The sequence below is a fragment of the Natrinema sp. H-ect1 genome, from assembly GCF_041821105.1.
GTDB classification, from domain to species: domain Archaea; phylum Halobacteriota; class Halobacteria; order Halobacteriales; family Natrialbaceae; genus Natrinema; species Natrinema thermotolerans.
In genome coordinates, this window is sequence record NZ_JBGUBA010000015.1 from 42,875 (window position 1) to 64,773 (window position 21,899).

Below are 21,899 nucleotides of genomic sequence, written 5' to 3' on the forward strand. Positions count from 1 at the left end.
CGGTTAAAACAGCGACAGCTCGCCGGTCACGCTGTCGACGCGGTCGTCGGCCGCCGGGCCGACTGCCAGCGCGGTGACGGTCCCCGGCTCGAGTTGGGTGTGGCCGGCGTCTCGGATCAGTCCGGTGGGAATCCCCTTTCGCTCGGCGATCTCGGAGAGTTCGTGAAGTTGGCGCTCGCTCTCGCCTTTCAGGACGACCTTCTTTTGGCCCCCCTCCTTCCACTGGTCTCGGAGTTGCCGATCGGCGTTCTCGTAGGCCGACAGCGACGCGTGAGCGACCTGTGCGGCGAGCTTTCCCTGTCCCATCCCGATATCCGTGCGAGCGACGATGGCCTGTTTCATGGCCTATTCGAGGACATCGATGCCTTTAGCGGTACCTATCGATCGCTGCGACGGACGCCGGCGAGCCGTCAGTGAACGACCTCGCTCTCGCGGAAGTACTCCCGTTCCGTTCGTCTGGCCTCGGGCCCCGCCTCGACTAGCGTCGGTTCGTCGATCGGCCCCTCGAACCGGTCGGGATCGGGCTCGACCCGTTCGATCATTGCCGAGAATACCGATCCCCGGCGGCCGCTCGCCGAGACGAAACCGCCGTACTCCCGCTCTTCCCGGGCGGTCTCGTCGGGGTCGGGGAACTCCTCGCGGATGATCTCGGCACCTGCTTCGAGATACGTCGCCGCCCGCCGCTGGGAGTAGTAACTCTCGTCGTAGTAGGTTTCGGCGTACTCCTCGTCGAGGTCGTCCGTGGAGTGTTCGGGTGACTCGTATCGGATCGCCTCGGCCGTCTTGTGCCCGCTGGCAAAGCGGATGTTGACCGTGAAACTGTCCGGATACCGGATGACCAGCGGAACGTACAGCATGTCCGTGATCGTGGCCTGCTGTTGGGCCCGCCAGGCCCCCTCGAGGTAGTACGCGGCGATCGCGCCGATGCGGTCGTCGCGATCCCCGCGATGATACGCCCGCGCGACCGCCTTGTAATCGTCGCCGACGATCCGTCGGAGTCGCCGCTGGAAGCTTTCGGCGGCGTGATCGAACTGTGCTTCGTAGGCGTCTAACACGGTCACTTCGGGATCAGCGAGCAGGTCCGCCTTCCGCTCCAACGCGGCCGCGATCGTCAGCATGTTCTCGTGGAACAGCCGCTCGGCCTCGAGATCGGGGAGCGGAACTCTGACCGCCCGCTGGTGTAGCACTTCCGTGTCCCCGTTGAATCGGCCCTGCCTCCCACTCATGGACCCACCTTCATCGTACAGCGTTATAATCGGTTAGGCCGTCCGTCGTCGGGTTACAGGCGCTTGAATTGTATCAACATGATAAATGATGTAAACCGTTGGCTCGACCGAGGGTCGCCGGTCACCCGTGGATCGAACCGGGACCGCGCCGCGAGCGACGGCGGACCGAGGACTTTAGGGTGCCGTGTTCGCTCCCTCTCGATATGATCCTCTCCGACGCGGACATCCTCGACCGACTCGAGGCCGGCGACCTCGTCGTCGAGCCGTTAGACGACCCGGAACTGCAGATCCAGCCCGCGAGCGTCGACCTCCGACTGGGCCGGGAGTTTCTCGAGTTCCAGCGGACGAACATCCCCTGTATTCACCCCAACTCCGAGGACGAAGTCGACGATTACGTCTCCGAGACCGTCGTCGACGAGGACGACGACTTCATCCTCCACCCGGGCGACTTCGTGCTTGGGACGACTCACGAGCGCGTCGAGATCCCGGCGGATCTGATCGCCCACGTCGAGGGCCGGTCCTCGCTGGGCCGGCTCGCGGTCGTCGTCCACGCTACCGCCGGCCTCTGTGATCCCGGCTATCGCGGCCAGATCACGCTGGAACTGTCGAACTTGGGTTCTGCACCCGTCGCGCTCACGCCGGGTATGCGGATCTCCCAGCTCACCTTCACCGAACTCAAGACCGAAGCCGACCGGCCCTACGGGAGCGAGCGGGGCTCGAAGTATCAGGACCAGAGCGGACCGCAGGCCTCCCGGATCGAGAGCGACGACGAGTTCGGCGGCGACCAACTCGAGCGCGGGGACGCGGACGGCGAGTGAACCCGGGGCTGGAACTCGATCCGCCCTCGAGACGTCGGCACGCCGTTTCGATCCCGACCGGCCGCCGAACCGTCTCCCGGTCGCTTCCCCCGCGGATCACCGACCGGCCATCGCAGGCACGACCGACTTATTCTGAGTCGCGGTAGCCGACGGTATGTGCGCCGTCTTTTCCGACGACGATATCGACAAACCCGTCGAGAACGCCACCGGCGAGACCGTCGGTATCGTCGCGGCGGTCGCGGGCGACATCGCTCACGTTCGGCCCGACCCGTCGGCCGTCGAGTCGATCAAATCCTCGCTTGGGTGGGAGAAAGGAGCCCGGTATCGCGTCACGCTGGAGCGAGACTCGGTCCGTGAGATCACTCCCGATGCGGTCCGGCTCGAGGGTGGGCTGCCGACGGAACCGGCCGCGACGCCCGACGCGGACGCCGACTCCGGAAGCGACGGCGGTCGGGGACTCGAGTAGCGGTCGTCCGCCGTCGCCGTAATGGGCCGGGCAGACCACTAAGGCCGCTCTCGTGATATCCCCATCGGCTATGGACTGGACAGGCGAGGACCCCGACGAGACCGGCGTCGACGTCGCCGGCCCGTCGGACACCGACTCGATCGTGTTCGTACACGGCGCGATGTTCACCCGAAAGATGTGGCTCCCCCAGACGCGGGCGCTTTCCGAGGAGTACCACACCGTCGCGCCCGATTTACCGGGCCACGGCACCCGCGCGGGGAAGCCGTTCCGGATGGAGCCGGCGATCGACGTCCTCGAGGCGGTCGTGGACCGGCATACCGATGGCTCCGCGACGCTCGTCGGGCTCTCGCTGGGGGGCTACGTGGCGACGGAGTACGCCTACCGCCATCCCAGCACGGTCGACGGGCTGGTGCTGTCGGGCAGTAGCGTCAACCCGGTGAACACGATGGAACTCGGCACACGAGTGAGCGGCGGCGTCGCGCGACTACTCACGAAGCCTGACCTCGGGAAACGGGCCGTCGAGACACTCGCCACCCGCTGGGTCCGACAGCGTGATCTCGCGCCCGATATCGAGCGCGAGATCATCGACGCCGGCTTCTATCCCAAACAGTTCGGCGACGCGGGGCCGGACATCGCCGGCCGCGACTTCCGGGCTGCGCTCTCGACGTATCCCGGCTCGACGCTGCTACTCAACGGAGAGAACGACAAACTCATGCGCCGCGGCGAGCGCGATCACGCCGCTGCGGCCCGTGACGGCCGGGTCGAAGTGCTGGCGGGAGCCGGCCACATCTGTAACCTCCATCGACCCGAGACGTACACGGATCGGGTGCGGCGGTTCGTCAGCCAGACTGCTCGTGTTCAGTAGCTATCGGCGGTCGCCGACCGCGTCGCGGAGCCGACCGGGGAGTCCAAGCAGGGAGATGCCGAAGCCGATCAGGACCATCAGGACGTAGAGACCGAGCGTCGAGGTCCAGACGACGAGCATCGCGAGGATCGCCCAGCCCCCGTTGAGGAAGTAGAACGCGCCGATCGACATCGCCGTGCCGTAGAGCAAGACGAGGTACGGCCCCCAGTCACGGGCGTGGCCGCGTCGGACTCGGCGGCGAACGTAGCGTTTCAACTCGCTCTCGAGGGACTCCTTCCGGACGGTGCGCTCTTCGACGTCCGACTCGAAGTCGTCGACGCGATCGCGGAGTCGCTCGATCTCCTCGCGCAGCGCCGCCGGATCGTCGGCTCGATCGCGGGTTCGGGCGCTCGCGCTCGATTCGCGTGCGCGGTCGCTCGCGCGGTCCTCCGTGGCTCCCTCGTCGGCGCCCGTGGCGTCGTCGGTCATCGCTTCTGTCGGAATCTGTCGTCGGCCGGGACTTTGTAGCTGCCGATCCAGTTCACGGTCGGCCAGCACCGCGTTGACCACCGCCGCGAAGACGAGGATGATCGCACCGACGTACAGCCAGACGAGGACGAGAAAGACGGCCCCGAGCGCACCGTAGACCGCGTAATCGGAGAGTAACCCGGCGTATAGCGAGAACGTGCGGCTCAGAACGAACCAGCCGACTGCGGCGATGACCGTTCCAGGTGCCGCCTCGCGGATCCCCACGTTCGCGTCCGGGAAGATCACGTACAGCGGCAGGAAGGTGACGAACAGCCCCAGGACGACGAACAGCTGGCCCACAACCGCGACCGCGAACGACACCTCGAGCCCCGGCAGGAACCGAACGACCAACTCGAGCGCCCCCAGCAGCGCGAGGCCGGCCGTGATAGCGATCGAGACGATCATCGCGTCCCAGATCGTATCGAGTAGCGACTTCTCGCCGACCGTGTCGTAGACCTGCGAGAAGGCCCGATCGAGGCCGCGGAGGACGCGGCTCGAGCCCCACAGCAGGCCGAGGATGCCGACGACGGTCGCCCCGCGACGACCCGTCTCGTCGGTGACGGCGTCGGCCAGCAGCGTCTGCGCCTGAACGGTGAGAATGTCGGTCGCGGCCGCGGAGAGCCGATCCGCGAGCGCCTCGCCCCCGATCGACGCTGCGAGCCCGAGCGCCAGCAACATCAACGGTACCAGCGAGAGAAAGCCATAAAAAGCGACGCCGGCCGCCAGCAGCGTCAACTGCTGGGCCTTCGCCAGCCGAAGGACTCGTCCCGTCAGATCCACCCCTCGTCCCCGATCGATCACGGCCCACCGTTCGAGGCCCCACCCAATATGTAATCGCACGACACAGGGATCCAACGGGCTGTTACGCCGGACGGCCCCGACAGTACCGTCGGGCTGATCCGGGTCGGCGTCCCGTAGCGGTCGGTTTCGGCCGCCGATCGGAGACCGGCGACGGCGGCTCGATCGCGAACTTCTTTCTGTCGGGAATCCAACGCCATCGCATGGAGCAGCGACGCTGTCCCGACTGCGGCGTGACGATGAAAGAAACCACCGTCCGCGACACCGAGGGAATGCGCCTGTCGATCACGACCGGAAAACGTGACGGACTGTTGGGAAAGATGGGGGTCCAGAACACGGCGAAAGTACAGGGCGTCTGCTGTCCCGAGTGCGGGCTCGTCCGGCTGTACGCCGACCTCGAGTGAGCAGCGTCGGGGCCCTGTTCGAGTATCCGGAGTCGCGCTGTCGGGATGCAGATGGGTTCGCTTTCGCATCCGTTCCGACACCTGGCCAACCGTCAGAAAACGGTCCATCGGGTCGGTCGGGCCACACAGTGCCGACAGGAGCCGCGTCGATCGTGGGTCGGTACCACAAGTATGCCGCCGGCTCAGTGACGCCGTACAACGCCGCGATAAAAATCGGATCAGCTGGGTCGACCAGCTTGCCGGTCGTCGGTCTCCGGCTCCGAGCGGGGCTGTTCTCGGTAGGTGTTGCGACCGAGCATCGAGTTCATTGGGCACTGCTGCGTGCGAGCCGTGATCGTCAGCACCGCCCCGACGACGAGTGCGAGGACGGCGAGTGCCATCCCGAGGGTTCCGGCAGCGATCGAGAGCAATCCAGCGAGGGCGGCGATACCGACGACCAGTAGCACCGGGCCGACAAGGAGTCGAGTCCGACGGTCGTATCCACCGACGTTTTTTTCCATGGTTTCTGTCACCATGTACACATACGGCAGCTAACTATATAACGTATGCATATCGTTCATTGATGCAATCAGTTGTTGCTGGTGTTCAGTCATGGCTCCGCCGCGTCGATCCGGTCGGTTATTCGTATATTCTCGATGCGGGACTTGTCCGCTTCGCCAGCAATCAGTGCGTACGGCTCGGTGGGGACGCGCGCTCGGCGACTCACACGGTGCGCGGTGACGCTGGATTAGTCGAGACCGTCTTTCGTCGCCGCCTTGACCTCGCCGACGCTCGCGTCCGTCTTGAACGTCGTCCCGCCGTAGTGGGCTCGGGACGCCGCGTGGCCGGCCTCACGCAGATCTGCCAGGAACTCGTCCATCGCGTTGGCCGGCAGCCCCCAGTTCCGACAGAGTTTGTGCTGATCGTAGTGGGTCGGCGTGTCGAGTTCCGCCGAGAGCGTGTCACAGAGTTCGCGGGCCTCGGGCGCGGTATCGAACGTGTACGGAATCTCGTCGCGAACCGCCCCGATGAACGACGAGTCCTGGACGGGGCCGAGCCAGACCGGGCCGGCCGCGAGGATCCGAGTTCCGTCGCAGTGAGGACAGCGCTCGAGTGGATCGGCGATCAGCCCGGGGTCGGCCTCGCGGTAGAGGCAGTCTTCGCAGTGGTAGAGGTGGCCTAACTCGTCGATCGCGGCGTCGGCCGCGGTGGCTTTGTGGGTCAGCTCGAGGTAGGTCCGGACGTAGTGGCTAGTCGCGTGGGTGAGCAGCGGTTCGACGCCGACGTCGAACCGGGCCGCGCTGCGGGCCAGCGCCGACATGAGGGTTCGGACGCCCATTTCGGCGTGGTAGTCGGTGTTTCGCGGCACCGCGGAGTAGGAACGCACGCCGCTGTTGAAGTGTGCGCCACACATCGGCGCGGTATCGGTCGCGGTGATACAGACCAGATCCCGGCAGTTCGCGAACGCGGCGTCGGCAAACGGCATCGGCGTCCCGTAGGGATCGAGATCGATCACGTCGAACGGCTCTTCGTGCATCAGCGCGTTGACGTTGCGGTGTTCGACCCGCCCCTCGCAGTCGTTTCGCTCGAGGTTGTCCCGGGCGAGGGAAACCGCTTCCTCGTCGACGTCACAGCAGGTCACGTCCCAGCCGTCGGCCGCGGCTCGAACCCCGCGGACGCCGCTTGCGGTCATCGCGTCGAGATACGTCTCGGCGCGATCCTCGCGCTCGCGGTAGGCCCGCAGCGTCGCGATCGTCAAGTCCCGGTTCAGCTCCTGTCGCGGGTTGTAGAAGACCGCCTCCTCGATGCCCTCGGTCTGCTCGCCGGGGACCTCGAGATCGACCCCGCCCTCGGTGACGCGCATACCACGTCTCGTGGGTAGCGGGCGAAAAGCGGTGTGGTCTCCCGCCGGCGGCCGATGGGGGAAACGGCGGGCCGGCGGCGGACAACCAAACCGATTTTACAGTTCGGCGCACAGTCACGGACGTGTCGGAGGCCAATCCCGTCGAGCGATGGCAGGCGAGTCTCGAGGAGGCCGGCGAGCTGACGCCGGAGATCGTCGGGACGATCACGCGGGTCCACGGCGACCGCGGGGCCCAGGCCATCGAGGCGGTCGGCGAGAACCGCGTGAAGTCCTATCGCGATTTCACCATCGTCGTCGGCTACGAGGACGAGTATATCGTCGAGGACGGCGGCTGTACCTGCAAGGACAGCGAGTACAACTTAGACGCCGACGACCCCACCGAGAAGTGCTGGCACTCCCTTGCGGTCGCCATCGCTCGCCGGGTCGGCCACGTCGACTACCACGATATGTGGTACTCCGAGGTCCGCGAACTGCTCTGAGGGCGTCGATCTCCGTTCCTACAGAACCAGACGGAGTGAGCGAATCGACGAGAAGTGTCTCTCTCCTCGTCGCCACGATGGCAGCACGCTCGCGGCCGATATCGTTCATCGTGATCGAGAGCGCTACTCGGACTCGTTACAGGCGGCGATGATGACCTCGGGGTCGTCGATCAGCCGATTCTCCATGTAGTTGCCTTTCCCCTTTCCGGCCCACTTGCGCTCCTGATCGATGATCGAGAGGAACTCGAGTTCCGAGAGGATATCGCGAACCCGACGGAGCTTCAGGTGTTCCGAGCCGTCCCGATCGCAGAGACGTTTGTAGAGGTCGTACGCCTCGTTGGTCGTCACCGGCGCGTCGTCGCCCTCCTTTTGCTGGGTCAACAGCGCCATCGCCTCGAGGACGAGTTTCGCGTGACTGGGGCTTTTGGATATCAGCTCGGCCAGCCGGCTGGTCTCCTCGCGCTCGTGTGCCTGATCGACGCAATCCTCAGTGACCGTCTCGAGGGCGTTCTCCTCGGCGATCTCACCCGCAAAGCGGAGGATGTCGATCGCCTTCCGTGCGTCACCGTGTTCGCGGGCCGCGAGCGCTGCAACGCGGGGAACGACGCCATCCTCGAGGACGCCCTCGTGAAACGCATCGGACCGTGAGCGCAGGATTTCCCGGATCTGGGTCGCATCGTACGGCGAGAAGACGTACTCGCGTTCACAGAGGCTCGATTTGATGCGCTCGTCCAGCGAGTCCTTGTACCGGACCTTGTTCGAGATTCCGATAACGCCGACGGTACTCTCGGTGAGTTTGCCGGACTCGACCGCTCGAGAGAGTTGCATCAGGATGTCGTCGTCCTCGATCTTGTCGACTTCGTCTAAGATGATCAGAGCGACGTCGTAGCAGGTGTCGACGATGTGCCAGAGGCGACGGTAGTATTCGGCCGTACTCAGTCCCGAGTGTGGAATCGAGACATCGGTCTTGGACTGGTCGTTGAGTTGGTGGCCCGTGGACTGCACTGCTTGCGTTTCCGTCGACTCCTGGAGGCAGTCGACGTACGCGACGCCGATCGAGACGTCGTTGCCCTCCGCGCGCTCGATCGCCTGATTCGTGATGAACTTCGAACACAGCGACTTCCCGGTTCCTGTCTTCCCGTACACGAGGACGTTGTTCGGCGTGTTTCCTCGAGTCGCCGGTTTGATCGCGTTCGCGAGGTTGGTCAGTTCGTCCTCGCGGCCGATGATTCGATCGCCGTCCGGGAGGTGTGAAACCTGCAGCAGCTCCTTGTTCCGAAATATTTCGTTCTCACTGCCGAAGTAGTCCGTCGAATCCGACATTCGGGTGCCAGCTCCTTTCGGCGTCGACTACTTAACCGTTCGGAACCGGACTGCCGCTGTATAGTCTACAATTCCCGTCCAGAGTCGACAAATACCGGAAAATAACACCCCAGAGTGCCGCTGTATCGGCCTAGTATCACCCCTCAATGCCGCTGTATGGGTTGCACTTGGCTGCGGTCGCCACTCCCGTCGAAGAACTGCAACCCTGTCGGAACCCCGGAGTGCCGCTGTATGGACGGGCGCGTCCCTGGGTACGGCTGTGGAGGCGCTGCGAGACATCGTCACGCGGTGGCGAACCCCGGAGTGCCGCTGTATGGCACGGCGGCCGCGTGACGACGGACGCGAACCGGACGGCGGCGAGTCGCCAGCGGTGTCCGCAGGGTCAGACGACCGTCGTCGGCGGGTTCCGGCTCGAGCCGTCGAATCGGACGGATACCGCCTTTCCGCTGTATCGGATAAAAAGAGTTTCTATTGGACGTGAGGCAGTTGGTTTTCACCCCTCGGTGCCGCTGTATGCGGAGACACACACCCCGCGTTGCCGCTGTATAGCTGTGGTGGCGGCCGTGGACTCGAAGCGGGGGTCAGATACCGACCCAGAGATCGGGTCGAACAAACGAAGATCAGGTGAGAAATCAGGCCAAACGAACGAGAGATCGGGCCGAACGAACGACAAGACACGGTGCGGCACCGATTACGGAATCCGTACCGACCAGCAGTGACTCCGACGTGGACCCGACGATTCGGCCGAGAACGGCGCAAAAGCGACGGGAGCGTTCGTCTCGAGCGGCGAAGACCGCGTCCAAGACCAACTGGACGCTACCACTTCCAAGACACTCAATGGACGGTCACACAGGACTCGTATATACTATTGGTGATTTTTGATCGGCGTTGGTATCGGTGTGGGAAGCGCTTTCGGCAGCGTACGGCAATCCGTGAACCGGAATCTGGGGATTTCTCGAGGAAGACGGAATCTCACGGATCGATACAGCGGCAACGCGGGGTGTGTCCCTTCGCTACCTACCGTCCGTATTCGTCTTCGAACCGATGCGGAATTCGCGTACGAGTCGCCGAAATCTTCGTCTCCGAGTCGCCGAGGGAGCGTGCGGCAGAGAAACAACCGGCATTACGAAGCGATCGCCGCTATGCAACTACCTCGTTTCGGTAGCTGTTCGCGTCCTGGCGGGACTACTCCTCGGCGCAAATCTCTACGAAGTTCCGCAGGATCTGCAGCCCCGTCTCGCCGCTCTTCTCCGGGTGGAACTGCGTGCCGAAGACGTTCCCTGACTCGTTCGCGACGATCGAGGGGAACTCTCGTTCGTAGTCGGTCGTCGCGACCGTCGCCGCTTCGTCATCGGGAGCCGCGTAGTAGGAGTGAACGAAGTACGCGTAGTTCCCATCGACGCCCTCAACGAGCGGGTGATCGCGCTCGACCGAGAGTTCGTTCCAGCCCATGTGGGGAACCTTCTGACCCTCGGCGAAGCGAACGTTAGTCCCGGGGATCAAGTCCAGTCCCTGGACGGCGGAGTCGCCGTCGGTCTCGCCCTCCTCGCTCGAGGTCAGCAACATCTGCATCCCGAGGCAGATGCCGAAGAGGGGAGTCCCTCGCTCGGCGACTGCGAGGAGATCCTCGCGGAGCGGGTCGGCGTTCTCGACGCCCTCGCGGAACGCGCCAACGCCGGGCAGGACCACCCCGTCGGCCGCCTCGAATGCGGCCGGATCGTCGGTGATCTCGACGTCGGCACCCGCACGTTCCAACCCGCGGGTGACACTGCGGAGGTTCCCGAGTCCGTAGTCGACGACGACCACGGACGCGAGGGATTGCTCGGTCGAAGACGAAACGGCGCTCATACGTTCACTCGGAGCGGCGCGTTGAAGTGAATTACCCTTCGGGCAACCGGCCGTTCCTCGGGGGAGAGACGGTCACTCGAGCTCTGGTCGATCACTCACAGGGTCCCCGCTCTCCCACGGCCCTCGCTGCCGTGGAGACGCTGCCGTCGTCGGTACACGTAGTACCCGATTGCTGGGACCGAAAACAGGTACGCAACCGTCAGTTCCGCCCCGGCGACGTGACCGAGTCCGAGCGCGCCTACAAGCCACGGGTTCGGATTCCATCCCGGCCGGTCTCGAAGCGCGAGTGCGTCCATGAGCAGCGCGACCGCTACGACGGCGGCGAACAGGAACGACAGCCAGCCGGCGAGGACGGTCACAGCGAAAGAAACCAGTCCGGCACCGAGGGCCTCTCTGTCGGCAGCCACGACGAAGAAACGGAGTGCAGCGGTGGAAATCAGCGTCAAAAGCGGTGCGATAGGAAACAGGTACACACCGTACTGCCACACGGGATCAGCGGAGGCGAATTCGGAGGTGGAGGACATCCGTCCCATTTCTTGACAATCGACACTAATATACTCAGTGAACGGTATCGTCTCCGCTCGACTACTCGCCGCCTCTTCTCCCGGCGAGTATTCGCCGATGGATCATGCCGGTCGCTCAGAACCCGTCGAGCCGGGACTGTCCGCCCTCGCTCTCGCTGATTCCTGCCAATTCGGCCGCCTGCCGGATCGCGTCCTCGAACGTCTCCTCCTGACTGCGGTCGTACAGCGTCGCCGCGGGATGGACACAGAGCAACACGCGCCGCGGCGTCCCGTCGATCCGGACCTCCTCGAGCGAGCCAGCCTCCTTGGTCACCGCGACGGATCGCTCGAGCAGGTGTTCGCTGGGGACCTTCCCCAGCGTGACGACGACTTCGGGGTCGACGGCCGCGATCTCGCGCTCGAGATAACCCCGGCAGTTCTCGAGTTCCTCGGTCGTCGGGTCGCGGTTCTCCGGCGGCCGACAGCGCACGCAGTTGGTGATGCGGACGTCGATCCGGTCGAGGCCGGCGGTCCGGAGGGCATCGTCGAGAACGGTCCCGCTGCGGCCGACGAACGGCTCACCCTGTTCGTCCTCGTTGGCACCCGGCCCCTCGCCGACGAACAGCAGGTCGGCGTCCGTGGGACCGGTTCCGTTGACGATCCGGCTCCGCGAGTCGACCAGCGCCGGACAGCGCGTACACTCCGTGACCCGACAGTCCTCCATTCCCATACCGGTGGCTGTGACGGGCGGCTACTACGTCTTTCGGGTCGCAGTTGCAGACCGATCGTCGGCCACAGCCCGGGCCACACTCCGGCCATCCTCCCGTACCACTTACTCGAGCGACCGGGCATACGCGTCCGCGGCGCGAGCCGCCTCGCGCGCGACCCGGATCGGCTCCGGGCGGCCGCCCTCGGGCGTGAACCCGCGGACGACCGCCGCAGCCTCGGTCGGCTCGAGGCCGACCGCTCTGACGTAGACCGTCTCGTCGTTGACCGACACCGCGTGGCGCTCGGGCAGCGACCGGTAGGTCTCGAGTCGCGACTCGAGGTCCGGCCCCGAGAAGGCGTCCCGCAGACCGTCCTCGAGGCCGTCGCTGGCTTCGAAGGTCACTGCGATGACCGGTCGGTCGACCGCTTCGAAAAGACGTGTGAGATCGAGCAGGTTGTACCACGCGGGGGCAACGGTGCCGAGCAGCACGTACCGGGCGTCGGGACGTCCGAGGTCGTCGACCAGCCCGGCAATGGAGCCGGTTCCATCGGTGCCGCCGACGCGACAGGAGCCGTACGCGAACCCATCACAGACGCGGTCGGCGCGGACGACGGCACCGGCGATCGTGCTTCGATTCCGATCGTGATCACCGCGGTACGATTCGGCGATGCCCAGCGCCCGTACCCCGGCTTTCATCGCTCACCCGTCGTCGTCTTTGATCTCCTTGAGCCGGTCGAGCAACTCGTCGCTCGAGGCACCGTTCTCGAACTCGATGGTTCCGTCGTGGCTGTTCGCTCCCGACTTCACTGCGTCATCGTCATCAAAATCGGCGTCGACTTCCTGCTGTTCGGATTCGTCGTAGCTCCCGAATCCCATACGAGTAATCCTATGGGATACCGATTAAAAAATTCCGTGGTTACCAGTTTATTAGGGGTCCCGAACCGCTGTAGTCACGCGTGAATGGGGTCAGCCCCGACAGTTATTGACCATTATATAAGAAAGAAAGGACGAGCGGACGAGGTCGTTCCGCAGCGATGACACCGTTTTTGCCGTCGGCCCTCGAGTGATCGAGTATGGAAGTCGTTCACGTCACCGAGGGCGCGGAAACGTTCACTTGTAACGCATTCCTCGCGATCGGCGAGGACGGGCACACGACGCTGGTCGACGCCGGCGCGTGGGACGGCGTCATCGACGAGGTTCGGAGCCACACCGACGGCGTCGACGCCGTCGTCATGACCCACCAGCACGGTGATCACGTCGAGCGACTCGAGGCCGTCGTCGACGCCTTCGACCCCGAGGTCTACGCCTACGCGGACCACCCGACCAGGACCCACGCCATCGACGACGGCGACACCGTCCGGATCGGCGACGAGGAGTTCGACGTGGTCTACACGCCCGGCCACGCCGACGACCACGTCTCCGTGGTCTCCGAGTCATCGCTGTTCTCCGGCGACGTGGTCGTCCACGACGACGGGGCCTTCGATTACGGCAGCTTCGGCCGGACCGACATGGCCGGCCAGTCCCGCGAACGGCTCATCGAGAGCATCCGCGACCTGCTCGAGCGCATGCCCGAGGGCGTCGAACACATGTACGCGGGCCACGGCGGCGTCTTCCACGGGGATGTTCACGACGTCGTGGAAACGGCGCTCGAGCGGGCGGCAAAGGGCGAGCCGAAGTATCCCGACGAGTAGCGTCGCGAACGACCACCGGAAGTAAGCGGGTTTTTAGTCCAGATGTTTGCCGTGAGCGGTCGGCGAAGCCGACCCGAACGGGAAACAGGTGGGTGCGAAACGGCGCTCGAGCGGGCGACGAAGCTACCCTGTCGAGTAGCCGGACCACGCGGCCGGGTTCGGTCCCGGCATCTTGGGGCGCTCGTAGCTCCTGCAGTTACGGATCCGTGTCATGCTGGGTCGTTACGTATTGCGGGCTTGCCTCGGATCGCCGGAAAAGATCACGAAAACAAAGCATTAATCGAACAATACGACGCCTAGAACTTAGCCCGCGCGGCGATTGGCTCGGAACGCACGATGTTCGACGAACAGGTCGCGAGTGCGACAGGGGCACTGGTCCAGATGCAATCGGGACAGAGCGGGGCGGTGACACGGATCCAGAACGACGCGCTGTTGAGTGCGTCGCTATGGGTAAACGTTGCACTGGCGGGCCTGTCGGTACTGCTTTTCGTGTACATGTCCCGCAACGTTCGAGCGCATCGGGCACGGCTGATCTTCGCCGCGACGGTTCTGATCCCGTTAGTATCGATAGCGAGTTATCTGGGGATGCTATCCGGCCTCACGGTCGGACTGGTGGAGATGCCGGCCGGCCACGCGCTCGCGGGCGAGGCGGTCCTCAGCCAGTGGGGGCGGTATCTCACGTGGACGCTGTCGACGCCGCTGATCCTGTTGGCCCTCGGGCTGCTGGCGGGGGTCGACGCCGCTGACCTGTTCGTCGTCATCGCCGCCGACATCGGGATGTGTGTGACCGGTCTCGCGGCGGCACTGATCACCTCGTCGTACACGTTCCGATGGGTGTTCTATGCCGTCAGTTGCGCCTTCTTCCTCGTGGTCCTGTACGCGCTACTCGTGGAGTGGCCGGTGGACGCCGCGGCCGCCGGAAGCGACGAGATATTCGCTACCTTACGAGCGATGACCGTGGTGTTGTGGCTCGGGTACCCGATCGTCTGGGCGCTCGGGGTCGAGGGCTTCGCACTCGTCGAGTCGACTGCGCTCACCTCGTGGGGGTACTCGCTGCTCGACATCGGCGCGAAGTACGTCTTCGCGTACCTGCTCTTGCGCTGGGTCGCCAGCAACGAACGCGTGATCGCGGGGGTCACCCACGCCACTGCGGTCGATACCGGAACGTCCGCCGACGACTGATCACGACCCGACCTCGTTCCGTGTCGTCTTCGGCCCGTCGACCGACCAGCGGACTCGTTTAGGGCTGTGACTCGCCGGCCTGAACGTCGAAAATACGCCGTAAGGTGCGGAGGCGATCCCGAAACGGTCGCCTCCGAGACCGAGCCGGTTATGCCGCGCGCGGTTCCTTCGCCTTGGGGCGAAGCTTCTCGTAGCCACACTTGCGACAGCGCTGGGCTCGCTTGGAGTTGCGAGCGTTACAGCGCATGCAGATCATCTTCTCGAGCGTCCGTTTCTCAGCGGCGTCGAAACTGGCCATACCCCGGCTTCGCCCGTGGCCCATTTAACGGCTGTGATTGGGGTCGCCGCGGGAAGGCGGCCGCAAAAAAGGTTTCTGAGGCAATATTTAGGGCTGGCCAGCGTGTCCGCTCGAGTAATGACTACGGAATCGATCCGGTGGACGATGGGCCCGCACAACAGCTGGCTCTCGCGGCTCGCCGTGTACGCCCCTTATGCGATCGGTGGTGGGCTCGGGCTCGTCGTGCTACTGAGTCTCGCGGTTTTCACGATAGTCGGCGCGGTCACCGGATCGACGCTGGCGCTCGTCGTGGTCCTCGGGCTCGTCGGCGGTCCGATGTCCCTGCTGTACTGCTGGCTACTCGTTCAGTACGGGACGAACGGCTCCAAGTGGATCGCTCAGTACGCAGGAACCGACCGACTCACGAAACGCGGAATCGTCGTCGCGACGGCCGTCGGTGCCGTCCTCATTGCGGGCACGATCGGCACTGTACCCGAGCTAACGCTTGCGTTGTTCGTCCTCGGGTTCCTGTCGATGGTGTTTCTCGGCCCGCTCACGGCGACGGTCACGCTCGAGCTAGACGAACGACGGCTGCAACTGGGTGGGGACGACGATTTCGGCGGGCCAACGGTGATCGACCTCGAGAACGTGATCGGTGTCCGGCGGCTCTCGCCGGGGCCGCTCTCACGGTGGCAGTTCGTCGTGATCCGACGAGTCCACGGTCCGCCGCGTTTCGTCCCGGTTCCGGATCGACATGCTGCGGCCGTCGGTCGTGCGCTCGAGTGGGGGCTCGCGGCGACGCCGACGGCGCCACCGAAGACGGCCGGCACGACCCGTCCGATGCGGATCGTCCTGGCGGCCATCGGGATCGGCCTCCTCGCGTTCGCGGTCGGGTTCGCCGCCCTCGTCGCCCGAAGCGGCGATTCCGCTGGCGGTCGAGCGTTCGTTCCAGTCGTCCTCCTCGTATCGTTCGCCGCCGTCGCGCTCGGTTACGCCGGGTACGAGTCGTGGCTCGCACGGCGGCCGGCACCGCCGAGCGACGAGAACACCAGGTGAGCCGCCTCGCGTCGGGCGTCACTCCTCGTCGTCGGCCAGATAGTCCTCCTGGACCGCGACGACCTCGCTCGAGTCGGTACACTCGCTGTAGCGACGCAGCGGTTCCTCGTTTAATGTCAGGAAGGTCTCGCCCCAGCGGAACGGCTCGAGCAGTTCCTCGGCGCGGTCGTACTCGTCGAAAATACAGCAGGCCGCGGCCAGCGCCTCGACGGTGGTCAGCCGGAACGGCCGGCCGTAGTTGATCGGATTCGCGGCGACGAGGAAGGGCAGCGCCCGGTGGACGCCGCGCATCTGGAACGACGCCTCCTCGGCGGACTCCCACGAGCAATCGAGGGCGACCAGCGTGTCCAGCCCTTCCTCGCGGTCGGCCGGCGAGAGCGCCTGTTCGGCGTGGGGGTTGAGAACGATCCCGTAGGGCACCTGCCCCATCGACCGGTAGAGGGTCGCCTCGTCGAACTGCTCGAGGCGACGCGCGGTACACTTCTCGGGGTCGTCGTCGCCCTCGTAGTAGACGTGACACTCCACGGCCGAACACAGGTCGGCTCGGGACAAAAGGCTCGCGAACCGCGGTCGAATCGGCCGCTCCGGAAACGAATCCGCGTCGCGTCCCTCGTTGACTCCGGTCGACGGCGCGGTCGGTGCCGCCGATCCGACTCGCTCGCTCCGTGCGATCGGTGTGCATATGGCAGTCGTAGGCCGAACGAGTGGTATGCTCGAGACGGGGGCAACCGCACCGACGTTCGACGGGCCCGCAGCGATCGACGACGAGATCCGTCACGTCACGTTCGACGAGGTGACCGCCGACAGCGGCGTCGTCCTGTTGGTCTTTTACCCGGCCGATTTCAGCCCGAGCTGTACCGAGGAACTCTGTTCGCTCCGCGATCTCGACCTGTTCGGGCTCCAGAACGACGTTTCGATCGTCGGGGTTTCGACCGACTCCGCGTTTAGCCATCGGGCGTTCGCGGACCGCTACGACCTTGATTTCCCGCTCGTGTCGGACAGCGACGGCTCGATCGCGACGACCTACGGCGTCCTTTCGAACGACCAGTACGGCCACCAGCAGGCGGCCAAACGCGCCGTGTTCGTCCTCGACGGGGAGCGGACGGTCCGCCGTGCCTGGTCGAGCGACGACCCGCAACGACAGCCGCCCCTGGCGGAGATCCGCGCGACAATCGAAACGATCTCCGATGACGATGCGGCCGTCGAACGCTACCGGATCGCACACACCCACTACCGCGAGGGCGTGACGGAGTACGAGCGGGGCCGCGAGGCGTTCGCGGCCGAGGACTGGGTGACGGCAGCCGCCGCCTTCGACGCCGCCGTCGAGCCGCTTACCGACGCACTCGAGGCGTTCGACGCGGCCAGACGGTATGCGGACGACGAAGCGGTGGCCCGGCTCGCGGAACGGGCGAACGAACAGGCGACGGATCGGCGCAACGCCGCGAAGTGGTACGCGAGCGCGGCGGACCACTACGGCCGCGGCGACGAGGCGACCGGCGACGACTATCGGGCGGACGCCGATCCCGTTCACGCCGCCGTTACCGACCGCGAGGAGCCGCCCGAACCCGAAACCCTCCTCGAGACCGTCGACGGGGACTCCGCGGACGACTGATCGGAGCGTCCACTCTTTTGTCAGTCGCGACGAAACGTCGTGTATGAACCCCGCCACCCTCGTCAGGCGCTACTACGATGCCCTCGACAATCACGACTACGAGGCGCTCGAGACGGTTCTCGCTCCCCAGTTCGTCCAGCGCCGCCCCGACCGCATCTTCGACGACCGGGCTGCGTTCGTCGCGTTCATGCGTGACGAGCGGCCGAACCCGGACACCGGCCACGAACTCGAGGCCGTCATCGCCGACGGCGACCGCGTCGCGGTGCAGGGCCGCGTCGTCGACGACGGCGCGACGCTCTTCGAGTTCGCGGACGTCTTCGAACTCGCGGACGATCGGATCGTCCGTCTCGAGACGTACTCGCGATAACGCGATCCCACTGGCCGTCCAGCAACTCGAACTGCCGGCTCTCCTCAACTGCCGAGAACGATCATTTAACTGAGACGCCCTCCAAACGAGGGCTATGTCCCTGTCCGACTACGTCGCCGCCGTCGTCGCCGTCCTCCGCCGCCGGCCGGGCGATTTCCTCCCGGCCTATCTCATCGGTGCGTCGATCCCCGCGATCGTCCGCACCGTCCCGTTTCTGGCCGTCGCCGTCGCGTACCTCTTTCTCGCGACGACCGGCCGCCTCGAGACGATTCGGACCCACCTGACCGACCTCGAACAGCCGCCAACCGATCCCAACGCCGATCCCGAACAGTTCGAATCGTGGGCGGCCGGCCTCGAGCCGGTCGTCGATCAGCTGGTGACGCCGCCGCTGCTCGCGCTCGCTGCGGTGACGGTCCTCGTGAGTATCGCGCTGTTCGCGTTCGCCTCGGCCGCCGTCGCCGCGGGCCAACTCGGGGCCTGTTACGGGCGGCTTCGGGACGAGCGCGGACTCGTCGCCGCGCTCTCCGGCGCTCGTCGGTACTGGCCGCGCTTTCTCGGCCTGTTCGTCCTCGAGCTACTGTGCTGGGCGGCTATTCTCGTCGCCGTGGGAACCGTGACCGCAGTGGTCGCCGGCAGCGTCTCGCTGTTGGGCGGGTTGGGCCTGCTGGCCGTCCCCGTCGTGTTGCTGGCCGTCGGCGTCGCGATCGTCGCGCTCCTCGCGATTCGCGCCGTGTTCGCGTTCGCCCCGGTCGCGGTCGTCGTCGACGACGCTGGCGTCGTCGGCTCACTACGGCACGCGGCCGGCTTCATCCGCAGACAGCCGGTCGAGGCTGGCTTCTACTACGTCATGGCCGTCGGGGCGTTCCTCGCGCTCTCGACGGTCTCCGGACTGCTCTCGCTCGTCGATGTCGTCGCGCTGGGCTCGCTGGTCACGTCGTTCGTTCTCTTCCCGGCGCTGGACCTGCTGAAAACGGCCGTCTACTGTGGCTATCGCGACCGGCTCGAGCCGCCCGCGTCGCCGCCCCGCTCGCTTCGGGGCCAGTTCAGGGCCGGCCTGGGACGTGGCTGGTCGGCACTGACCGCGTTCGTCCGCTCGCATCCGGGCACCCACGTCCTGGTCGTCGTCCTCGCCGGGCTGAGTTTCTGGGCCGGCTGGCTCGTCGCCGATCCCTACGCCGGCACTATCGAGGCCTCGATCGCCGCCCGCCTCGAGGGGCATTTCCCGCCCGCGGCGGCCGTCGAACTGTTCGGCAACAACTGGCTGGTCGCGCTCTCGACGGCCTACGGCGGGCTCGCGCTCGTCGTCCCGGCGGTCGTCTCGCTGCTTTTCAACGGCGTCTTCCTCGGTGCGATCGCACGCCTCGAGACGGATCCTACACAACTGGCGGCGTTCGTGGCTCCCCACGGCATCTTCGAGATTCCGGCGATCCTCGTGTCGGCGGCGCTGGGGATCGCCGTGGGGATGGCCGGGTGGCGGACCCTCCGGGGACGGGCCGGTCGGGTCGAACTGGCGGACACTCTCGAGCGGGCGTTCTGGGTCCTCGTCGGGATCGGTATGGTACTCGCCGTCGCCGCGCTCATCGAGGGGTTCGTCAGTCCGTACTACTACCGCCTGTTCCTCTAACCGATCGGGCGGTCGAGCAACGCCGGCCGAACCATCGACCGCGGCGACCCGTGGGACTCGAGGCGGGACATCTCGGACGCAGGACTCCGTAACGGTGATCGTTACTGATAGGCCTCGAACTCCTCGCCGAACAGGAGGAAATAGCCCGTCCCGAGCAGTCCGATGGCGGTCGCGACGGTAAAGGCGACGACCGGGTCGCCGGCGAACAGTTCGGCACCGGTCAACGGGTTGGGAACGCCGTCCCAGAGCAGCCCACCCAGCGCGGCGCTGGGAATCACGATCAGATTTCGCAGCAGGTAGTACGCGCCCGTAACCCGACCGCCGGCACCTCGTTCGGCGGGGCCGACGATCAGCGCCTTGTGCGCCGGCAGCCCGGCGAACCGGAGCCCGGAGAAGGCAAAAAGAACCGCGAGGACGGCCGCGTCCGGCGGCGCGTTGATCAGCAGGATCGGGAAGATCGCATAAACCACAAAGCCGATCGCGACGACCGGCTTGAGCCCGACGCGCTCGGCCGCCCGCGCGACCGGAATCATCGTCACCAGGGCCACGAGCATCTCGATCCCCAGCAACACCCCGAAGTACGACTGCGGCGAGAGATCGAGTACGCCGATCACCGGCAGCGACAGCGAGAGCCCGACCTCGAGAAAGCGCGTGACGACGATCACGAAGAAGATGTAGACCATCCCGTTCGCGAACCGGACGAGCGTGTCGGCGACCAGCAGCGGGCGCAGTTCCGCCGGCAGCGCCCGGAGGTCGGCGAGCAGTTGCGAGACGCCCTCGAACTCCGAGCCGATGTCGTCGCCTGCGGGATCGTAGAGCCGGTGCTGAACCAGCGTTCCCAGCGCGCCGAAGGCGACCGCGACGACCAGGATCAACTGGAAGGCGGTGACGATCCCGCCGTCGCTCGAGCCAAAGGGGTAAAAGAGCGCGGCAGCAAGCAGCGGGCCGACGAGGAAGGCAGTCCGGCGGAACGTCTCGGTGCTGGCGAAGCCGGCCGCCAGCCGCGACGGGGGAACGGCTTGCTTGACGATGGCGAAGGTCGCCCCGAGCCCGAAGGACTTCCAGGCCTGTGCGAGTACGAGCCCGAGAAAGACCGCGACGATCGCAAGCGAGGTCGGGCCGACAGAGACGTCCGCCAGCGCCGGCGCGACGAGCCAGATTCCGAAGCCGACCGTCGAACACAGCCCGAACGCGGTCAGTGCGTACCGCGAGCCGATCCGATCCGAGATCGCGCCGCCGGGATAGGGATACACCGCGCTGATCACGTTCCCGAACGAGCCGAACAGGCCGACGACCAGCCCCGTGGCCCCCAGCGCGTAGAGGTACTCGCCCATGTACCGACTCGTCATCTGAAACCCCAGACTGAAGGCGAACATCGCCGCCGAGAGGACGAGGACGTCCCGCTCGAGCGAGACGAACTGCCGGAACGGATCGAGCGCGTCGGCCTCCTCGGACGACTCCCGCTCGAGGCTCATACCGCTTAGTGGTCGGGCCACCGGCTTGAACATTGGTCCGCGACGGGCCGTTCCCGATCGGGCGGCCGGCTCGGTCCGGCTTGGCTGACAGTATCGACTGAAGGGAAGGGCTCATTAGCCAGCAGTGTGAGGTAGTGGATAATGGCTTCGTGGAAGCGGGATTTCGCGAGCGGGCTGATCGTTCTCGGCCCGATCTTGGTCACGCTCTATGCGATCTACTGGCTCTACGGACTCGTCGCCGGGCTGACGCCCGGACTCATTCTCGATCAGTCCGCGCTCGAGGCCTTCATCGCCGGCACCAGTCAACAGGCGATACAGACCCGCGAGCAGATCGCGCAGTTCCTCCGCGTGATCGTCGCGCTGACGGTCTTTATCATCCTGACGTTCTCGGTCGGCTATCTAATGCGGACGACGATCGGCGGCCTCGTCGAGCGGCTCGTCGACAACATCGCCAACCGTGTGCCGGTGATGCGGGTAGTCTACAACGCCTCGAAGATGGCCGCCGAGACGGCCTTCGGCGAACAGGAATCCCTGCAGAAGCCGGTCAAGATCGAGACCTGGGAGGGGCTCCGGATGACCGCGTTCAAGACCGGTAAAGTGACCGACGACGGGCGCGAGGTACTGTTCTTACCGACGTCGCCCAACATCACGACCGGCTACGTCGTCGAGGTCGAGTCCGACGAGATCACCGAACTCGACGAGGACGTCGAGGATGCCCTGACCCGCGTTCTCAGCGCCGGGTTCGGTGACGCGAACCGGCGGGGGATGGACGCCGGCGTCTCGATCGACGTCATCGACGAGGCCGGGCGGACCGGGTCCGATGACG

Annotated in this window: 26 protein-coding genes; 12 read left to right on the forward strand and 14 right to left on the reverse strand. The window is 65.6% G+C overall.

Annotation, left to right across the window (positions count from 1 at the left end; all coding sequences use genetic code 11):
* Window positions 1-3: 3 nt before the first annotated feature.
* Window positions 4-342: a peptidyl-tRNA hydrolase Pth2 gene (gene pth2, locus ACERIM_RS18265; RefSeq protein ID WP_006179840.1), complete on the reverse strand. Its 339-nt coding sequence runs from the start codon at window positions 340-342 to the stop codon at window positions 4-6.
* Window positions 343-410: 68 nt separating this feature from the next.
* A complete protein-coding gene (locus tag ACERIM_RS18270) occupies window positions 411-1,226 on the reverse strand; it encodes a hypothetical protein (RefSeq protein ID WP_049905699.1) in 816 nt (271 codons plus the stop codon).
* A gap of 203 nt (window positions 1,227-1,429) precedes the next feature.
* On the opposite strand from ACERIM_RS18270, the gene dcd reads away from it, so the two are divergent.
* The 3 genes from dcd (at window position 1,430) to ACERIM_RS18285 (ending at window position 3,375) form a co-directional block, all read left to right on the forward strand.
* Window positions 1,430-2,044 carry a dCTP deaminase gene (gene dcd, locus ACERIM_RS18275; protein ID WP_006179842.1) on the forward strand — a complete coding sequence of 205 codons (615 nt, stop codon included), beginning with the start codon at window positions 1,430-1,432 and terminating at the stop codon, window positions 2,042-2,044.
* 154 nt (window positions 2,045-2,198) lie between these two features.
* Entirely contained in the window at window positions 2,199-2,510 is a 312-nt protein-coding gene (locus ACERIM_RS18280; RefSeq protein ID WP_006649555.1) for a hypothetical protein, read from the forward strand.
* 70 nt (window positions 2,511-2,580) lie between these two features.
* The gene (locus ACERIM_RS18285) at window positions 2,581-3,375 is read left to right on the forward strand and encodes an alpha/beta fold hydrolase (RefSeq protein ID WP_373633707.1); all 795 of its coding nucleotides are present in this window, start codon (window positions 2,581-2,583) and stop codon (window positions 3,373-3,375) included.
* Here the strand turns inward: ACERIM_RS18285 and ACERIM_RS18290 are convergent, their stop codons facing one another.
* Window positions 3,376-4,683, reverse strand: a complete 1,308-nt coding sequence (locus ACERIM_RS18290) for a YhjD/YihY/BrkB family envelope integrity protein (protein ID WP_373633708.1) — start codon at window positions 4,681-4,683, stop codon at window positions 3,376-3,378.
* Window positions 4,684-4,883: 200 nt separating this feature from the next.
* Between ACERIM_RS18290 and ACERIM_RS18295 the strand changes: the two genes are divergently transcribed.
* Window positions 4,884-5,084 carry a hypothetical protein gene (locus ACERIM_RS18295; RefSeq protein ID WP_006649558.1) on the forward strand — a complete coding sequence of 67 codons (201 nt, stop codon included), beginning with the start codon at window positions 4,884-4,886 and terminating at the stop codon, window positions 5,082-5,084.
* Window positions 5,085-5,302: 218 nt separating this feature from the next.
* Here the strand turns inward: ACERIM_RS18295 and ACERIM_RS18300 are convergent, their stop codons facing one another.
* A complete protein-coding gene (locus ACERIM_RS18300; RefSeq protein WP_373633709.1) occupies window positions 5,303-5,584 on the reverse strand; it encodes a DUF2892 domain-containing protein in 282 nt (93 codons plus the stop codon).
* A gap of 227 nt (window positions 5,585-5,811) precedes the next feature.
* Window positions 5,812-6,927, reverse strand: a complete 1,116-nt coding sequence (locus ACERIM_RS18305) for a tRNA (guanine(26)-N(2))-dimethyltransferase (RefSeq protein ID WP_373633710.1) — start codon at window positions 6,925-6,927, stop codon at window positions 5,812-5,814.
* A gap of 122 nt (window positions 6,928-7,049) precedes the next feature.
* Here ACERIM_RS18305 and ACERIM_RS18310 point away from each other — a divergent pair, with 122 nt between their 5' ends.
* The gene (locus ACERIM_RS18310; protein ID WP_006649561.1) at window positions 7,050-7,406 is read left to right on the forward strand and encodes a zinc finger SWIM domain protein; all 357 of its coding nucleotides are present in this window, start codon (window positions 7,050-7,052) and stop codon (window positions 7,404-7,406) included.
* A gap of 123 nt (window positions 7,407-7,529) precedes the next feature.
* Here ACERIM_RS18310 and ACERIM_RS18315 read toward each other — a convergent pair whose 3' ends face one another.
* The 6 genes from ACERIM_RS18315 to ACERIM_RS18340 form a co-directional block, all read right to left on the reverse strand.
* Window positions 7,530-8,729 (reverse strand): Cdc6/Cdc18 family protein, encoded by a 1,200-nt coding sequence (locus ACERIM_RS18315; RefSeq protein ID WP_006179849.1) that lies wholly within the window; start codon window positions 8,727-8,729, stop codon window positions 7,530-7,532.
* A 1,185-nt stretch (window positions 8,730-9,914) separates the two neighbouring features.
* Window positions 9,915-10,577, reverse strand: coding sequence for an imidazole glycerol phosphate synthase subunit HisH (gene hisH, locus ACERIM_RS18320; RefSeq protein WP_373633711.1), 663 nt, complete (start codon window positions 10,575-10,577; stop codon window positions 9,915-9,917).
* 95 nt (window positions 10,578-10,672) lie between these two features.
* Window positions 10,673-10,984, reverse strand: coding sequence for a hypothetical protein (locus ACERIM_RS18325; protein ID WP_373633712.1), 312 nt, complete (start codon window positions 10,982-10,984; stop codon window positions 10,673-10,675).
* A 232-nt stretch (window positions 10,985-11,216) separates the two neighbouring features.
* Window positions 11,217-11,804, reverse strand: a complete 588-nt coding sequence (locus ACERIM_RS18330; RefSeq protein ID WP_006649565.1) for a uracil-DNA glycosylase family protein — start codon at window positions 11,802-11,804, stop codon at window positions 11,217-11,219.
* Window positions 11,805-11,912: 108 nt separating this feature from the next.
* Window positions 11,913-12,485 carry a DUF99 family protein gene (locus ACERIM_RS18335; protein ID WP_373633713.1) on the reverse strand — a complete coding sequence of 191 codons (573 nt, stop codon included), beginning with the start codon at window positions 12,483-12,485 and terminating at the stop codon, window positions 11,913-11,915.
* A gap of 3 nt (window positions 12,486-12,488) precedes the next feature.
* The gene (locus tag ACERIM_RS18340) at window positions 12,489-12,665 is read right to left on the reverse strand and encodes a DUF5786 family protein (RefSeq protein WP_006649567.1); all 177 of its coding nucleotides are present in this window, start codon (window positions 12,663-12,665) and stop codon (window positions 12,489-12,491) included.
* Between the two features lie 197 nt (window positions 12,666-12,862).
* Between ACERIM_RS18340 and ACERIM_RS18345 the strand changes: the two genes are divergently transcribed.
* Both ACERIM_RS18345 and ACERIM_RS18350 read left to right on the forward strand, forming a co-directional pair.
* Window positions 12,863-13,480, forward strand: a complete 618-nt coding sequence (locus tag ACERIM_RS18345) for an MBL fold metallo-hydrolase (protein WP_373633714.1) — start codon at window positions 12,863-12,865, stop codon at window positions 13,478-13,480.
* Between the two features lie 336 nt (window positions 13,481-13,816).
* Window positions 13,817-14,662, forward strand: a complete 846-nt coding sequence (locus tag ACERIM_RS18350) for a bacteriorhodopsin (RefSeq protein WP_373633715.1) — start codon at window positions 13,817-13,819, stop codon at window positions 14,660-14,662.
* 148 nt (window positions 14,663-14,810) lie between these two features.
* On the opposite strand, the gene ACERIM_RS18355 is transcribed toward ACERIM_RS18350, so the two are convergent.
* Complete coding sequence (locus ACERIM_RS18355; protein ID WP_006179857.1) at window positions 14,811-14,960, reverse strand: 50S ribosomal protein L40e; 150 nt, start codon at window positions 14,958-14,960, stop codon at window positions 14,811-14,813.
* Between the two features lie 117 nt (window positions 14,961-15,077).
* Here ACERIM_RS18355 and ACERIM_RS18360 point away from each other — a divergent pair, with 117 nt between their 5' ends.
* A complete protein-coding gene (locus tag ACERIM_RS18360) occupies window positions 15,078-15,995 on the forward strand; it encodes a hypothetical protein (protein ID WP_373633716.1) in 918 nt (305 codons plus the stop codon).
* Window positions 15,996-16,013: 18 nt separating this feature from the next.
* Here ACERIM_RS18360 and ACERIM_RS18365 read toward each other — a convergent pair whose 3' ends face one another.
* Entirely contained in the window at window positions 16,014-16,520 is a 507-nt protein-coding gene (locus tag ACERIM_RS18365) for a DUF367 family protein (RefSeq protein ID WP_373633717.1), read from the reverse strand.
* Window positions 16,521-16,704: 184 nt separating this feature from the next.
* Here ACERIM_RS18365 and ACERIM_RS18370 point away from each other — a divergent pair, with 184 nt between their 5' ends.
* The 3 genes from ACERIM_RS18370 to ACERIM_RS18380 all read left to right on the forward strand — a co-directional run bounded on the left by ACERIM_RS18370 (window position 16,705) and on the right by ACERIM_RS18380 (window position 19,598).
* Window positions 16,705-17,607: a redoxin domain-containing protein gene (locus ACERIM_RS18370; RefSeq protein ID WP_373633718.1), complete on the forward strand. Its 903-nt coding sequence runs from the start codon at window positions 16,705-16,707 to the stop codon at window positions 17,605-17,607.
* Between the two features lie 43 nt (window positions 17,608-17,650).
* Window positions 17,651-17,974, forward strand: coding sequence for a nuclear transport factor 2 family protein (locus tag ACERIM_RS18375; RefSeq protein ID WP_373633719.1), 324 nt, complete (start codon window positions 17,651-17,653; stop codon window positions 17,972-17,974).
* Between the two features lie 94 nt (window positions 17,975-18,068).
* A complete protein-coding gene (locus tag ACERIM_RS18380; RefSeq protein ID WP_373633720.1) occupies window positions 18,069-19,598 on the forward strand; it encodes a stage II sporulation protein M in 1,530 nt (509 codons plus the stop codon).
* A 101-nt stretch (window positions 19,599-19,699) separates the two neighbouring features.
* Here ACERIM_RS18380 and ACERIM_RS18385 read toward each other — a convergent pair whose 3' ends face one another.
* The gene (locus ACERIM_RS18385; RefSeq protein WP_373633721.1) at window positions 19,700-21,073 is read right to left on the reverse strand and encodes an MFS transporter; all 1,374 of its coding nucleotides are present in this window, start codon (window positions 21,071-21,073) and stop codon (window positions 19,700-19,702) included.
* A 141-nt stretch (window positions 21,074-21,214) separates the two neighbouring features.
* On the opposite strand from ACERIM_RS18385, the gene ACERIM_RS18390 reads away from it, so the two are divergent.
* The coding region (locus ACERIM_RS18390) for a DUF502 domain-containing protein (protein ID WP_373633722.1) at window positions 21,215-21,899 on the forward strand (685 nt) is incomplete at its 3' end.